The organism is Bombiscardovia coagulans (assembly GCF_002259585.1).
Classification (GTDB): Bacteria; Actinomycetota; Actinomycetes; order Actinomycetales; family Bifidobacteriaceae; genus Bombiscardovia; species Bombiscardovia coagulans.
This window is the reverse complement of the sequence record NZ_MWWS01000002.1, coordinates 183,602-199,266: the sequence shown is the minus strand read 5'-3', so window position 1 is coordinate 199,266 and position 15,665 is coordinate 183,602. Positions and strand designations below refer to the sequence as shown.

Below are 15,665 nucleotides of genomic sequence, written 5' to 3'. Positions count from 1 at the left end.
TAATCCCTAAGTCAATACACCAAGACAGGATTGTACAAAATCTTGATGTATGTGATTTTGAACTCACTGAAGAACAAATGATGACAATATCCGCTATGGATACAGGACAACGCGTTGGTGCAGATCCTGATAATTTCGACTTTTAGTTGACTCTTAGGCGTACCGCAACAAGCTGTCATGGGTTTGGTACGCCTACGAGTGATTGAGTTTTGCCTTTAGTGTAGTGGATGACTGGCCTGTATAGGTTGTTGCTCTCTTGACGATCTATGATTCTCTAAACGCTCATCATGGCTCTCCTGCTCTTGTGGGGAGCCTGATATATCCCTGTGGATTGACTGCATTTGCACTTCAATGTTTTGTAGAGACCTGGCACAGTCAAGAAGGGTCTGCGAGTGCTCAGCTAGTCGGTTATCCGGTAAGTCTGATTTATAGCGTAGTTGGTGTTCAAGGCTTGCCCAATAGTCCATGGCGATGGTTCGAAATTGCACTTCGACCGGAGTGTAGTGGGGGCCAGAAGTCAAGAATACTGGCACCGCGTAAATGATGTGGAGGCTTCGGTATCCGTTTTGCTTAGGATTACGAATGTAGTCTTTGACTTGAAGTAACTGGATATCTGACTGATCAGATAAGTAACGCGAAACTGAGTAAACGTCGTCCCTGTAATTGCATATTACTCGAATGCCTGCTACGTCGAAAATGTGGTTACGCACTGATTCGACATTGATGGGAAGATTTTTCCGTTCGAGCTTACCGATGAGAGAGTTGGCGGATTTGAGTCGTCGCTCCATATGATGTATTGGATTGTGTGAGAATTGCACTTGAAATTCTGTGTCAAGAACCTCTAGCTTGGTTGATATTTCTCGCATAGCCCCTTCATAGACCTGCATGAGATCGACAAACGTGATAATGTCATCGTCTGACAAATCTGCCTTGTGCTCTTCATTCAGGGCAGCTAGGCGTTGTTGTAGTTCAGATGCGCTAATTGAGCTACTGCGTTCGAGTATCATCTTTGCCTCCCACAATAGTGATGCATGCAACTAGTCATCAGGACTGACTGTTTGAGCATATTCCATTATGCTACGCTCCCAAGTCTGTTGTCTGCTAAAATTTTCGACTGAGGGAGGCAGTAGAATCAGCTTTCATGGATGAAATTGCAAGGGAAAAAGGCTTTTGGCGAACCATTGCAGGCTCAAAATATTCGACTGCCAGCTGTGAAGGTTTCCACTATCTACACACATTAGCTCTCCGACTAAGCGACTGCTTGTTGGTTACAGGTACTCTCATGCTCGTATTTATGAATATCAAGCTTTCTCCTCGTGTAGGCTATGTAGGGCAGGGGTGCTATGTCGTTTGATGTGAAAAAACCACCTGTGCTGGAGACAGCTATTCATAGTCAGTCAAAACCCAAACGAGTAATTTCTATTGTTGGCCCTACTGCGTCAGGGAAAACGGCTCTTGCTATTCACTTAGCGCAACACTTCATCAGCATTGGTCAGGATACGGAAATTATTAATGCTGATGCGTACCAGATGTACCGTGGCTTGGATATAGGTACTGCAAAACCCAGCCCGGAAGAACAGCAAGCAGTTACCCACCATCTCATTGACATATTGGACCCTGAAGAGGCGATGAGTGTAGCTCGCTTTCAAGTGCTAGCAAGGCAAGAGATCCGAAGTCTGCAAGGACGGGGGATTAGACCTATCCTGGTAGGTGGATCAGGTCTGTATGCTCGTGCCGCCATAGACGAACTGAGTTTTCCTGGAACTGATCCTGTGATACGACAAAAGCTTGAAGAAAAGGCTGCTGCAGTTGGACCTGGGGCCCTTTTTCAGGAGTTAGAGCAGCGAGATCCTATGGCTGCTGCCAACATGGACCCTAGAAATGTGCGGCGTACTATCAGGGCACTGGAAGTTATCGAGATTACTGGTACCACATTTTCATCGACGTTGCCTCGATACCGTTATCTCATTCCAAGTGTGCAGTTAGGCTTAGATCTGCCAAGGAATGAGTTGGATAAAAGAATTGCTTTGCGAACCTCTTCCATGCGAAACGAGGGTTTCGTTAATGAGGTTAAACGTCTGAGTACTCGACTTGGACCCACAGCATCTCGGGCACTGGGCTACCAGCAAGTGGAAGACTACCTAGAAGGTAAGTCGACCGAGGATGAGGCTTTTGCTTACATTGAACAGAAGACTAGGCGACTTGCGCGCAAACAAATGAGCTGGTTTGGCAGAGACCCTAGGATTCACTGGTTGGATGCGTTATCTCCTAACCTTTTGGAGCAAAGCTTGGCAATTATTACTGCTGCTGATAAGGGTGAGTATGAAGAAGCCGATGCCAAGGCAGATGAGCTTACATCTCATCATTATTTAGGAGCAATACGTGAAAAAGTAACCTGCGATGATTAAGTGGATGGTAAGGGTAGTGGTACAGAAAACTTACAATTGTTATTGAGTTTGCTTTAAGAATTCTTTGTGCATGCTCATTGGTTTGAGCTGCATAAGGGCTAAGGTTACGCTATTCTTAAAGTCGCTATGACAAGGAAAAATACCTCAGATAAGAACAGCTCCGGTTCTCGATCGCGTAAGAGCGCGGCTGGGACAAGTTCGAGCGGTAGTTCTCGTACCCGTACGGAACATAATGTCGAATCGTCAGCAGAATCGGGCTGGTACAAAGCCTTACTATGGCTCCCAAGAGCGCTTGGTAAAACAATTCGAGTCTTGATAGGTGGCGAACGATACGATCCGGCATACAGTAAAGATGGGGTCTGTTTTCTCCTTCTGATTGGTGCACTTCTTTTTAGTGCTTCTGAGTGGTTCCACGTGCAGGGTGCGCTCGGCAAGGGGTTGCACATAGTTGCTTCAACATTGCTTGGTTTGCCGAGTGTTATTCTTCCAGTGGCTTTGATATGGGCTTTTTGGCGGCTACTCGTATACTCTGGGAAAGATTCAGGCAATGCGCACTCCATCGGGGGAGTCTGCCTGCTGGTGTGGTCCGTTTGTTCTATTTTGGATATACTCAAGGCACCGGCTGAACATCGTTTTGATCTAGAACATGTTCGTCAGGCAGGCGGTATGTTAGGCTTTGCTGTAGGTTCGCCTTTGGCATGGGGTCTTTCTAAAGTCTTTGCAACTATAATCTTTGTTTTGCTTGCAATCTTTGCCCTGATGCTTATTCTCGAAATTCATATGGACAGCGTTGTTGCGCCTGTTGCCCAACGTTTTGAAAAGGGCCATGAAACAGTGGTGCACAGTCCAGAGGGGACGAGTGAAGATGAATTCTTCCCTAATGAAATTCACATGGGTGGCGATACCCTTGCCCTAGCAGCTGGAGTGCCTACCCATACAGATGAGGGGCGGGAAGAGACGAATTCTGCTCTTCCAAAACGCGGGCTCAAGCGTAGTTGGTTTCAGAGAATGTTCCATAGTCGAGGAAAGAGTCAAGATAAGGCTAAACTTGAGCATTATGAAGCAGATGATCCATTTGACCGAGCAGCTTACATTCAAGGATCAGGAGACAGGCGAGAAGAGCAGCCTGATTCGAGCTTAAGAATGCACAATGTCGAAGAGACTGCCGTTGTTCCCGCTCTGTCGCAGTTAGTTCCCAATGAGCCTGTCAATGAAGCACCAGTCACAGAAGCTGAGCTTTCTGGGGTAGGATCGCAAGACCCTTGGGCGGCGGCAGCGGCCGCTGCTCAGCAGCTAGGTCAAGTACAAGAATCTCATGATTCGTCACCAAGTCAACCGGTCGAACACTCTGAACCGCTAGAGGAAAATACTGCTAACGGTGATGCGCCTTCTAAACCGTACATGTTGCCATCTTCTGATTTGTTGGTTCGTGGTAAACCACATGCCGCTCGTACTCAGGCAAACGATAGCGTTATTAAAGCACTTCAATCAACCTTCAAGCAGTTTGACGTTGACGCCAGGGTGGTTGGATTTTTGCGTGGGCCTTCAGTGACTCAATATGAGGTAGAACTTGGTTCCGGGGTTAAGGTAGAGAAAGTTACCAATCTTCAGCGCAATATTGCTTATGCAGTTGCTAGCTCAGATGTTCGAATTCTGTCTCCTATACCTGGCAAGTCCGCAATTGGTATTGAAATCCCTAATGTTGATCGAGAGATTGTACACTTGGGAGATGTGTTGCGGTCCAAAGAAGCTCAGCAAGATGACAACCCTATGTTGACAGCGGTTGGCAAGGATGTTGAAGGACATTATGTTACTGCTGATCTAACAAAAATGCCGCATTTGTTGGTTGCTGGTGCTACAGGTTCAGGTAAATCTTCGTTTGTCAATTCTATGTTGACTTCAGTTGTTATGCGAGCAAAGCCGGAGCAAGTTCGGCTCATTCTCGTGGATCCTAAGCGTGTTGAATTATCAGCGTATGCTGGCATTCCTCATTTATTGACTCCTATAATCACTGATCCTAAAAAAGCTGCTCAAGCCCTTGAGTGGGTTGTAAAAGAGATGGATGCCCGCTACGATGACCTCCAGTTCTTTGGTTTCCGTCATGTCAAAGATTTTAATCAAGCAGTCCGAGCTGGAAAAGTTCACGCGCCTGCTGGTTCCAACCGCAAGGTAGCTCCTTATCCATACTTATTAGTCGTCGTTGACGAGATGGCAGACTTAATGATGGTGGCTAAAAATGATGTTGAAAGCTCCATTCAGCGCATTACTCAGCTTGCCCGCGCTGCTGGAGTGCATTTAGTCCTGGCTACACAGCGTCCTTCCGTTGACGTAGTTACCGGACTCATTAAAGCGAACATTCCGTCGCGGTTGGCTTTCGCAACTTCTTCCTCAACTGATTCCAGGGTGATTCTAGATGCCACCGGTGCTGAAACTCTAATAGGTCAAGGAGATGCACTCTTTCTGCCAATGGGGCAGGCTAAGCCAACCCGTGTTCAAGGAGCTTGGGTTTCGGAATCTGAAATTCGTAACGCAGTTGACTTCGTTCGCACGCAGCGCAAACCTGAGTATCGTCAGGATATAGAACAAATGGCGAAGAAAGAGGAAAAGCGAGAAATCCTGGACGATATCGGTGATGATATGGATGAGTTGCTCCAAGCAGCTGAACTGGTTATAACCACGCAGTTCGGTTCTACTTCAATGCTGCAAAGGAAGTTGCGTGTGGGATTCGCTAGGGCTGGTCGTCTGATGGATCTCCTTGAATCGCGGGGTATAGTGGGGCCTTCAGAGGGGTCTAAGGCGCGCCAGGTACTCATACAGCCTCCTCAGCTTCAGGAGGCTCTAGCGTTTATCCGAGGAGAGACTTCGTCCATTAGTTCGGCTCAGGAAGACACTCAAGGTAACTGAATGGACTAGACTATCGGGGAGCGGTGAGAGCGCAAGTAGATGTGTAGTGAACTATGCAAGCAACAGCATTTAGGAGAGGTAATGCAGGAGGATTCGAAGTCCACAGTGAGCGAGCGTAAGCATCCGCTGCTGGAAGGTTGGAATAGCCCACCCAACTTTGTGACTTATACACGCATTGTTTTGGTTCTGGTATTTATGGGTTTGTATATAAGTGCCGGACCATGGGGGCAAGGCAATATTGCTATGCGTTGGGTTGCTGCTGGTCTCTTTATTCTTGCGGCTTCTACAGATAAGTTAGATGGTTATTTAGCTCGTAAATTTGATCAGATCACTGAGTTGGGTAAGTTGTTAGATCCTATTGCTGACAAACTCCTGATTTGCTCTACTCTAGTAATTGCTTCGGTTTTTCATGAACTGTGGTGGTGGATTACTGTTCTCTTTTTAGTGCGTGAACTAGGTATTACTATCATGCGTTTCTTTGTTATCGACAATGGTGGGGATGTTATTGCTGCATCTCAGGCCGGTAAGTATAAGACACTCTTTGAATGCGTAGGTCTGGCTATGTTGTTGCTGCCGATTCAATCGATTGGCTCATGGTACATGCCTGTAACCCTGGGTATTATAATGGTGGCTCTTATACTGTGCTTATACTCTGGGGCCAGGTATCTTTTTGCTGTCTTTGGCAGTCATAGTTTTCGTTAGCCCTTAACTCGTATGCACATTTTTGTTAGGGAAACGGGAGGGACTCATGAAAGTGACTGATGATATTCAGGAGCGCTGTGACGAGCTGGCACGAATGATACTAGCTGCCTGTAAGCGTCGTGGGCTTTATCTAGCATGTGCGGAATCGCTGACGGCGGGTCTTCTTTCGGATGCCTTCGTGCGCATACCAGGAGCCTCTGAGGTGTTTTTGGGCTCTGCTGTCACTTATGACAGTGCTGCTAAGTCAAGTGTTTTGGGTGTGGAGAAGTCTGTTATCGATGCTCATGGTGTTGTTCATCCGGTAGTTGCTGAACAGATGGCTCTTGGTGCCACTAGCTTATATGCTCAGCCGTCGACGGCTGGTAAGATCGTAGGGTTAGCTACAACTGGTGTAGCAGGCCCGGGTCCGGATCATGGACACCCCGCAGGTTTAGTGTATATAGGTTTAGCTGTACCCCAGTATGTATCGACAGGCAAAGAAAGTGCTGTTGGCTATAGCACCTATTCTTATGAACTTCACCTGCAAGGTACTCGTGAGGCAGTTCGCCGTAGTACGGTTTTGCAACTGTTGAGACGGCTATTTCAATTTGTAAATGCCTAGGTTTGAATTGCCTTTTCGGGGAATCCAGTTAGTTGCTGATTGTAATAAGTGATATAAATAACATAAATAAATAACAATTTCTTGCTGGGAATAATTCACCCTAGGCTATGTTTGGTCATAGTGACGAAAGAATACAGATATGGCGAAAGGGGCTGTGATGAACAAGGCAGATACCGTGTTGACCAGGTCCGAAGATACGTTTGAATTGAACCCAACAGTAACGAACCAGGATAGGAACGCTCGGGTACGAGATTTGACGCCAGCTCAGCGTAGGGCTGTTGCTTTTGCACAGCAACAAGTCTTGCGGGCTAAGGCTGCAAAGAAAGCTAAAGAAGAACGTCAGGCGAATCTTAGTAGAATGTGGATGCAGGAAGACAGTATTACACCTACCCAGAAAGATGCTGGTCAGGTTCGTCAGGGTCAACAAAAAGAACAAGATGTTTCGTTGAGAGAAGCATTAGGACATGTTCTTCGTGAGCTCCGGACAAGTGACCACAAAACACTGCGTGAGGTTAGCGAAAAGGCTGGAGTGTCACTTGGGTATTTATCCGAAGTGGAGCGTGGTCAAAAGGAAGCTAGTTCTGAGCTGTTAAGTTCAATTGCTGATGCATTGGGCCTTGGCGTCCCACGTACATTGAGACTTGTTGCTGATTACCTGGAGTCGCACGAGTCATAAGACTTTCAATAGTGTTAGCTTCGAAGATTATAGTAAAACGTTACACTGCACAAGATAGTAGATAGGAAGCGACGCCTAGCTCTCTGAGCTAGGCGTTTCGCGTTTCTGCTCTGAGTGATCTAAGCTGGTGGATTGTGAGAGAACGTGAATTTTGGGCCTTGCTCGAAGAAGTATTTGGTCGTGTGTATGGACGAAGTTTGGCAAGGGATCAAGGTCTGGTTGCCTTGGACTCAATGACGGTGGTCGAGGCCTTGGCTGCTGGTATTGAACCCCGTGTAATCTGGAATGTTCTCTGCAATCAAATGGAAGTACCAGATAGTAAACGCTGGGGGAAAGATCACAATGCTCCGCCTTTACCGGCTGCATAACCAACGGAGTTCGAACATATGTTCGCATGGTTCGTTATACTGATAGCAACCGGAAAGAAAAGTGGTATGGGTCTATGTGAATTTATGACACATGTGACCACATTTGCTGAGAGATAGCAGTTGATTGATGTCTTTCATTAGGCTGAGTGATAAGCACTATCGATATAAGGAGAGCTTCATGGCACACCAGACAAGTAGTAAGGCCAAGTCTAAAGTGGAGGATTTAGACGGCATGGATCCTCGTCGCCAGGCTGCGTTGGATACAGCCTTGGCGCAAGTTGAGAAAAACTTTGGCAAGGGTTCAGCCATGCGGCTCGGGGATAAGCCTGCCCAAGATGTTGAGGTTATCCCTACTGGTTCCCTAGCGCTTGATATGGCATTGGGGATAGGTGGTTTGCCGAGAGGTCGAATTGTTGAAATCTATGGTCCTGAATCATCGGGTAAAACAACTTTGGCCCTGCACGCTGTTGCTAATGCACAACGAAATGGTGGAGTAGCAGCTTTCATAGATGCAGAACACGCACTGGACCCAGAGTATGCGAGAAAGTTAGGTGTCGACACAGATTCTTTGATCGTTTCTCAGCCAGATAATGGAGAGCAAGCTTTAGAGATTGCTGACATGCTTATTCGTTCGGGAGCGCTCGATATTATTGTCGTTGATTCTGTTGCTGCTCTTGTTCCAAAGGCTGAGATTGATGGAGATATGGGCGACAGTCACGTCGGTCTGCAGGCTAGATTAATGAGTCAAGCTTTGAGGAAGATGACTGGTGCCTTGGCCCAGGCGAATACAACAGCTATCTTTATTAACCAGCTGAGAGAAAAAATCGGAGTATTCTTTGGCAGTCCTGAAACGACTACGGGTGGGAAAGCCTTGAAATTCTACGCATCAGTACGAATGGATATCCGCCGTATTCAAACCTTGAAGAATGGTGACGAGGCTGTAGGAAATAGAACTAAAGTCAAGGTAGTGAAGAACAAGATGGCTCCGCCCTTCAAAATTGCAGAGTTCGACATACTGTATGGTGAGGGTATCTCAAAAGAAGGCTCGGTTATAGATATGGCGCTACAGGCTAACGTCATAAAGAAATCGGGTTCCTGGTTTACCTACGAAGGTGATCAACTAGGACAAGGACGAGAAAATGTTCGACAGTTCTTGAAGGATAATCCAGAACTCACACAGGAGATCGAAAATAAGGTCAAGTCAGCATTCGGCGTAAACACGGAAGCAAGCGATGGGATAGAAACTTCATCTGGAGACCAATCTACTGCGCCCAATGATGTTCCCGGTAAGTTGAATTCCCCGGAAATGAGCGCGAAGGGCAATACAGATAAGCAGGATGCTGTAGCTTAAGCATAATAGGTTATAGTCATGATTGATGTATCGGACTTTTTAGCCTCCAATCCTGTTCGAATCAACTTAGCTCATAAGGCCCCAGTTGTGCCAACGAAAGCTGAGACAACTGGGGAAGGGGAGGGTGACAACAGTTGCTTTGACGGTGGCTCAGAATCATCAAAGTCCAAGCAGTCATCCGAGCAGGAAGCTTATCTCCATAAAGGAAGCTATGGGCATTTGCCTGTTGATAATGGTACCAACGACAAGCGGTATGGAAAGCGCAGGTACAAGCGTACCCCTAAAAAAGGCGGTTTCGGTAGTCGTAACCACCGCACTGGTGATTCAGGTCTTATCGATCCGTATGATGAACAATCATGTAAAGAAGCCGGACTGACTTTGCTGGATGCTGCTGCCCGTCCGAGACAAGCATTGGCTGAACGCTTACAGGCTAAAGGCTATGCCCCAGCAGTAGTGGAACGAGTGTTAGTCCGCCTGGAAGAGCTTGGGTTTATCGATGACCAAGCTTACGCACAGTCCTACCTACGATACTGTTTAAGTAGAAATTTAGGTGAGAGTGGAGTTTTCCGTGAAATGAAGCGCAAGGGAGTGGAAGCATCAACGGCGGAACGAGTCATCGCTTCCGCAGTCAACGAAGGTCTCTTTGTCGAGTCGGCATATGAGTTAGGTCGAAAAGTAGCCAAGAAAACGATGGGACTGGATGAAAACGTTAGAAGAAGGAGATTGTGGTCTGCTGGTGTACGAAAGGGACACAGTCCAGCTCTCATCAAGCAAGTAGCCGCGGACCTTTTCCCCTGGGCAAGTAGTGACTGAATAGATAAAGTGTGAGACCTTTCATACCCCGGGTTCTGTCACCTCGCTAAGAAGTGGATGGCCATCCATCTCGACCTGCCGTTGCCGACAGGCTCTAGCGGCCTACCCGAAGACTAGGCGAGCAACCTTATTTGCCTTCTGCTTGGCCTTGCTCCCGATGAGGCTTGCCGTGCGACGGCTGTTACCAGCAGTCCGGTGGTCTCTTACACCACCCTTTCACCCTTACCTGTTCTATAGAAACAGGCGGTCTACTCTCTGTTGCGCTTTCTCTCAGGTCACCCTGGGCGGACGTTATCCGCCATCGTGCTCTATGGAGCCCGGAAGTTCCTCAGTAATTATGTTTACCGCGGCCATCGAAAGATCTCACACTGCTCTAGCATAGCTGATTCAAAGTATAAGTGCGTTTTGTCTTAATCTATGATGAACAAACAATAGTTCTTGAACCCGAAGCAAAGTAGTGTATCTTCAGCTCTTTTCAGCTACACTAGGTAAGTACTATGAAGGTGATGTAGCCTTCAAGTATCGGTACGGGTTCGACCCGTCTTTTTAAGGAGACTCACATGGATATTGTCATTACGGGACGCCATACGCAGATTAAACAAAAGTTCCGCGATGTCGTTGAAGGCAAGATGAATCGTGTGACTGCAATTGCTCCCGACTCACAAAGAGTTCAAGTAGTACTAACCCATGAGGGTAATCCGCGACAGGCGGATTCGGCACAGCGCGTGGAGATGACTGTTTGGGCGGGAAAAACAGTTATTAGAGCAGAAGCATCCAGTGCAGATGAGTTTTCTGCTTTTGATAAAGCCTTAGATAGGCTGACTTTGCGTCTACGCCGCATACGAGACAGACGTAAAGACCACCGCCGCGGTTTAGAAATAGATCCAGTACCCGAAGAGGTTCTAGTTGAGCAGTCAAAAGGGCCAGCAGAACCAGAGAATCCTGATAATTCTATCCATCAAGATGCAATGGCTTCTGACCTCGGTCCTGGTCAGTCCGTCGAAGTCCAAGTTGGTGACACACCTATTGTTATCAGGCGTAAGCTTCACATAGCAGAGCCTATGAGTATTGATGATGCCCTCTATCAAATGGAACTCATTGGTCACGATTTCTTTCTTTTCGTCAATGTTGAGACAGGACGGCCATCTGTGGTGTATCGCCGCCACGGCTGGTCATACGGTGTATTCGAAATAGACACACCAGCACATGGTAAACAACATGGTAAGTAATGTTTTCGAGTCATTAGGCAAACAACAATACCTGAAATGAACGAAATGCCTTGTTAATTGTGTTCTGAGACTGGTGTCCACCTAGCTTGACGAAGTGGGCACCAGTCTCAGTGCTCTCATATGCCTATAATCAGAGATCTGTTGACCGAGAATAAATGCTGCTTTGTAAGAGAGTTGCTGTATGTTGCTCAAGTCCTGATTGAGACTACTGATATTCTTCGCTTTGGTGAAGAAAGGAATGAAGAATTAAGTAATGTTCGTGAGAAGTGGTATTTTTGGAGAAATCCGGTTGCCTGCGTAATATAGGGGAGGGCGTGAGCCTTGGCAGGGTCAACTTGGCTAATATTCGAGTAATGTCGGGAAGAATTATAGGGAGCGCAACGTGGTAGTAGTCTTGGACAAGATCCTTCGTATGGGTGAGGGGCGCCAGCTTCATAAGCTGGAAAATGTGGCGAAAGCTACGAACGCTCTGGAGGATCAAATCTCCGCAATGACCGACGAAGAGCTAAAGGGGCAGACCGTTACCTTCAAAGAACGTTTGAAGAATGGTGAAAAACTTGATGATTTAATGCCTGAAGCCTTTGCGACGGTGCGTGAAGTCTCTAAAAGGACGTTGGGCCAAAGACACTTCGATGTTCAGCTCATGGGTGGCGCAGCTCTGCACTGGGGCAACATAGCTGAAATGAGGACAGGTGAAGGTAAGACTCTGGTAGCTACCTTACCGGCTTATCTCAATGCTCTGGAAGGAAAAGGCGTTCACGTCGTTACCGTTAACGACTATCTAGCAAGCTATCAGAGTGAACTCATGGGTCGTGTGTTCCGTTTCCTGGGCATGAGCGTAGGCTGCATTATCACTGATCAGAAGCCTGCTGTACGCCGCAAGCAGTACGAGGCTGATATTACATACGGTACCAACAATGAGTTTGGATTTGATTACCTTCGTGACAATATGGCGTGGGATAAGTCAGATTTGGTACAACGTGGACATCATTTTGCGATTGTGGATGAGGTTGACTCCATCCTCATTGATGAGGCCCGTACGCCGTTGATCATCTCAGGACCTGCAGAAGGTGATGTGACGCGCTGGTATCGACAGTTTGCAAAATTGGCACCGAAACTGACTCGTGACGAAGACTATGAGGTAGATGAAAAGAAAAAGGTTGTAGGTATTCTTGACCCTGGAATTACCAAGGTTGAAGACTTCCTCGGTATAGATAACCTGTATGAGCCCAATAACACACCGTTAATTGGCTACCTTAACAATGCTATAAAAGCTAAGGAACTGTTCATTAAAGATCGTGACTATGTTGTACAAGGAGGCGAAGTACTCATTGTTGATGAGCACACAGGCCGACTTCTCCATGGCCGCAGGTACAACGAGGGTCTCCATCAGGCTATTGAAGCTAAAGAAGGCGTCACAGTACAGCCCGAAAACCAAACATTTGCAACCATCACTTTGCAAAATTACTTCCGCATGTATGACAAACTGGCAGGCATGACGGGAACAGCAGAAACTGAAGCTGCTGAGTTTATGAACACTTATAAGTTGGGTGTACTCCCTATCCCAACCAATAAGCCCATGATTCGTAAAGACCAGGAAGACCTCGTCTTCAGAACGAAGAAGGAAAAGCTGACCGCTATTATCAAGGATGTGGCTAAACGCCACGCCGAGGGGCAGCCAGTTTTGTTGGGTACAGCTTCAGTCGAGGCTTCTGAAGTTGTTTCGTCACTCCTAGAAGTAGCAGGTATTGACCACCAAGTCTTAAATGCTAAGCAACATGCCAAAGAAGCAGGAGTGGTAGCTGTCGCTGGTCGTAAGGGAGCAGTCACTGTCGCAACAAATATGGCTGGGCGTGGTACGGATATTATGCTTGGCGGTAATGTGGAGTTTTTGGCTGACCAAAAGCTCAAAGATCAAGGTTATTCTCCAGAAGATACTCCAGAGGAGTACGAGAAGCTTTGGCCTGAGACACTACAGGAAGTTAAAGAACAGGTCAAAGATGAGCACCAAGAGGTTATCGACTTGGGTGGCCTGTATGTATTAGGCACTGAACGTCATGAATCTAGACGCATTGATAATCAGTTGCGTGGTCGTTCTGGACGACAGGGTGATCCTGGAGAATCACGCTTCTACTTGAGCTTGGAAGACGACCTTATGAGGCTCTTCAATACCCAACTGGTGGCTCGTCTTCTTTCCACGAGCATGCCTGAAGGTGAGCCCATCGAAATGAAGTCTGTTTCGAAGGGAGTGCGTAATGCACAAAAAACAGTCGAATCTCGTAACTATGAGATCCGGAAAAATGTGCTTAAGTATGACGACGTCATGAACAAGCAACGTCAAGTAATCTATGCGGAGCGCCAGGCAGTTCTTGAGGGTGAAGATATCCAACAAGATATCGAACGCTTCATCAAAGACACTATTACCTCTTACATTCATGGTGCTCAGAAGGGTTCCGATAAGCCAGCCGATTGGGACTGGGATGGCTTATGGACTGCACTCGATAGTCTCTACAAAGTTGGTATTGACAAGAAAGAGACTCAGGAGACCATCAGCAAACTCAAGGGGAATAAAGCTGTCAACGCGCTCTTAGCGGAACTCCTGGAAGATGCAAATCACGTATACGAAGAGCGTGAAGATCAGCTGGGTGAAGAATCATCACGACAGCTAGAACGTCGTGTTGTACTTTCGGTTCTTGATCAAAAGTGGCGTGAACATCTCTATGAAATGGACTACCTCAAAGACGGTATTGGCTTGAGAGGCATGGGACAGCGTGACCCTCTGGTTGAATACCAACGAGAAGGTTTCCAGATGTACAACTCTATGATTGATGCTATTAAAGAGCAGAGCGTTCAGCTTCTCTTTAATGTGGATCTTGATCAGGTTGCAGAGAGTGAACTAGCTTTGGCCCAGTCCGAGAAAGAACAAGAAGACGACGGACAAGAGCTAGGTAGTGATCAGGTATCTGACGTGAAAGAAGATGTCGAGTACCACGCCCCAGTAGATCCCGATGAAACTGATGAGGCTGAAGATATTGCTCAAGCAGTATCTGACGACAGTGAAGATGCCGATGCAAATATCGCTCTTGTTGGCCCTGAGCCTCTCAGCCATGCAGAGCAGGACATTCCTACGAACAAGCGACCCAAGACCGAGGAAGAGCATACGCCGTGGTCAGATGGAAGAACTTTCCCTGGGACTTCAAAGAATGCTTCTTGCCCATGTGGCTCCGGTAGGAAGTACAAGATGTGCCATGGGCATAACGAGCTATAAGCTTATGAGAAACTCCTTATAGCACTGACTTAGACCCTGGCGCCATCGTCGTCAGGGTCTTTGCGTTGATGGAAGTCTTGTCGGCTGTAGATAAGACCTGAGATACCTAATAATGTGCATAACGCAGCAAGAGGTCCTAGGAAAGTCGGTAGTGGGTGAACAAACAGGGCTGAAACTAAACCTATTATTCCGATAATGGCGAGCACTGAGTATAAGATGAAGCTTGCGCTGGGTTTATCAAAGCTTGGATTGGGTGGAACAAACGGAGATTCTTGATCCATGATGGTATCTGTATCTAACCAGCTGGAAGTAAAGTCTCGCGGTCCTCTGCCATACCTTGAGTTAGAATCTGTGAAGGATGATTGCGGTAAATCCTTTACAGTAAGTGCTGCTGTTTTGCTTTCTCGCTGTATTTTTCGTTTGAACCGTTTTGCTGTGCTTGATGATTCAATGTCTTTGAAATCTTCGCTGTGGGCAGCCATGAAATTTTGCCAAGATTGGCTATCTGTTTGGTCAGCGTCCCCTATGGATTTTGCCTCATTTTGAAGCTTGTCATCGTCGTTGCTATTCTTATGCTGGGTCATACATCTAAGAGTAACCTTGGCGGAAGTCATTAGACAACTACATGAATTACTACAAAGGGAGGCTTTGTGGATTACTGGTTCTTTGTTAAGCTCATAGGACCTATAGCTCGGTTTTGGTTTAAGCCACGAGTAGAGGGATTAGAGAATATTCCTGTGCAAGGTCCGGCAATAATTGCTTCCAACCACTTAGCCGTGATAGATGATGCGTTGTTGCCTTTAGTAAGTCCAAGAATGATCCATTTTATGGCCAAAGCCGAGTATTTTACTGGGAAAGGATTAAAAGGCCGTTTCAAAAAATGGTGGTTTACCTCGGTAGGAGTGTTTCCTGTTGATCGCTCAGGGGGGTCAAAATCCCTTGGGGCACTTGAGACAGCACGAGGCATCCTGGAACAGGGAGAAGTATTCGGTATTCACCCGGAAGGCACACGTAGTCCTGATGGTCGTCTGTACCGGGGACACACGGGAGCTGCACGTTTGGCGATCGAAACAGGTACACCGATTGTCCCGACTGCCCTGATTGGTACACGAGAACTTCAAAGGCCGGGGCAAAGCATTCCCAGCAAAGGTAAGACGAGAATTATCTTTGGCAAACCAATTGAGGTTCGACGTCAATCAGTCAATCAGATTACTCGTGAAGAGATACGTGATTTAACTAACCAGATGATGCGTGAAATCAATCGTTTGAGTGGACAAGAATACGTAGATGTATATGCTCAAGTTGTCAAGAACAAATTGGAACAACAGTGAACATTGTAAGTCGG

General features: G+C 46.9%; 13 protein-coding genes and 1 other RNA gene. 11 read left to right on the top strand and 3 right to left on the bottom strand.

Annotation, left to right across the window (positions count from 1 at the left end; translation table 11 throughout):
- Positions 1-215 precede the first annotated feature (215 nt).
- Positions 216-1,007, bottom strand: a complete 792-nt coding sequence (locus BOCO_RS00970) for a GTP pyrophosphokinase (protein ID WP_094722238.1) — start codon at positions 1,005-1,007, stop codon at positions 216-218.
- 336 nt (positions 1,008-1,343) lie between these two features.
- Between BOCO_RS00970 and miaA the strand changes: the two genes are divergently transcribed.
- The 8 genes from miaA to BOCO_RS00925 all read left to right on the top strand — a co-directional run bounded on the left by miaA (position 1,344) and on the right by BOCO_RS00925 (position 9,823).
- Entirely contained in the window at positions 1,344-2,408 is a 1,065-nt protein-coding gene (gene miaA, locus BOCO_RS00960) for a tRNA (adenosine(37)-N6)-dimethylallyltransferase MiaA (RefSeq protein ID WP_094722236.1), read from the top strand.
- A gap of 126 nt (positions 2,409-2,534) precedes the next feature.
- Positions 2,535-5,312 carry an FtsK/SpoIIIE family DNA translocase gene (locus BOCO_RS00955; protein WP_094722235.1) on the top strand — a complete coding sequence of 926 codons (2,778 nt, stop codon included), beginning with the start codon at positions 2,535-2,537 and terminating at the stop codon, positions 5,310-5,312.
- Between the two features lie 81 nt (positions 5,313-5,393).
- Complete coding sequence (gene pgsA / locus BOCO_RS00950; RefSeq protein WP_094722234.1) at positions 5,394-6,014, top strand: CDP-diacylglycerol--glycerol-3-phosphate 3-phosphatidyltransferase; 621 nt, start codon at positions 5,394-5,396, stop codon at positions 6,012-6,014.
- Positions 6,015-6,060: 46 nt separating this feature from the next.
- A complete protein-coding gene (locus tag BOCO_RS00945) occupies positions 6,061-6,615 on the top strand; it encodes a CinA family protein (RefSeq protein WP_094722233.1) in 555 nt (184 codons plus the stop codon).
- Between the two features lie 139 nt (positions 6,616-6,754).
- A complete protein-coding gene (locus BOCO_RS00940) occupies positions 6,755-7,291 on the top strand; it encodes a helix-turn-helix domain-containing protein (protein ID WP_244568700.1) in 537 nt (178 codons plus the stop codon).
- A 134-nt stretch (positions 7,292-7,425) separates the two neighbouring features.
- Positions 7,426-7,659, top strand: a complete 234-nt coding sequence (locus BOCO_RS00935) for a DUF3046 domain-containing protein (RefSeq protein WP_094722232.1) — start codon at positions 7,426-7,428, stop codon at positions 7,657-7,659.
- 178 nt (positions 7,660-7,837) lie between these two features.
- Positions 7,838-9,010 carry a recombinase RecA gene (gene recA / locus BOCO_RS00930; RefSeq protein WP_275542062.1) on the top strand — a complete coding sequence of 391 codons (1,173 nt, stop codon included), beginning with the start codon at positions 7,838-7,840 and terminating at the stop codon, positions 9,008-9,010.
- Between the two features lie 18 nt (positions 9,011-9,028).
- Entirely contained in the window at positions 9,029-9,823 is a 795-nt protein-coding gene (locus tag BOCO_RS00925) for a regulatory protein RecX (RefSeq protein WP_094722231.1), read from the top strand.
- 8 nt (positions 9,824-9,831) lie between these two features.
- Here the strand turns inward: BOCO_RS00925 and rnpB are convergent.
- An RNA gene (rnpB, locus tag BOCO_RS00920) (RNase P RNA component class A) lies at positions 9,832-10,189 on the bottom strand.
- A 194-nt stretch (positions 10,190-10,383) separates the two neighbouring features.
- Here rnpB and hpf point away from each other — a divergent pair.
- Positions 10,384-11,052 (top strand): ribosome hibernation-promoting factor, HPF/YfiA family, encoded by a 669-nt coding sequence (gene hpf / locus BOCO_RS00915; protein ID WP_094722230.1) that lies wholly within the window; start codon positions 10,384-10,386, stop codon positions 11,050-11,052.
- A gap of 382 nt (positions 11,053-11,434) precedes the next feature.
- Positions 11,435-14,320, top strand: a complete 2,886-nt coding sequence (secA, locus tag BOCO_RS00910) for a preprotein translocase subunit SecA (RefSeq protein ID WP_094722229.1) — start codon at positions 11,435-11,437, stop codon at positions 14,318-14,320.
- Between the two features lie 29 nt (positions 14,321-14,349).
- On the opposite strand, the gene BOCO_RS00905 is transcribed toward secA, so the two are convergent.
- The gene (locus BOCO_RS00905) at positions 14,350-14,904 is read right to left on the bottom strand and encodes a hypothetical protein (RefSeq protein ID WP_094722228.1); all 555 of its coding nucleotides are present in this window, start codon (positions 14,902-14,904) and stop codon (positions 14,350-14,352) included.
- A 66-nt stretch (positions 14,905-14,970) separates the two neighbouring features.
- On the opposite strand from BOCO_RS00905, the gene BOCO_RS00900 reads away from it, so the two are divergent.
- Positions 14,971-15,651, top strand: a complete 681-nt coding sequence (locus BOCO_RS00900) for a lysophospholipid acyltransferase family protein (protein ID WP_094722227.1) — start codon at positions 14,971-14,973, stop codon at positions 15,649-15,651.
- The last annotated feature ends 14 nt before the right edge of the window (positions 15,652-15,665 follow it).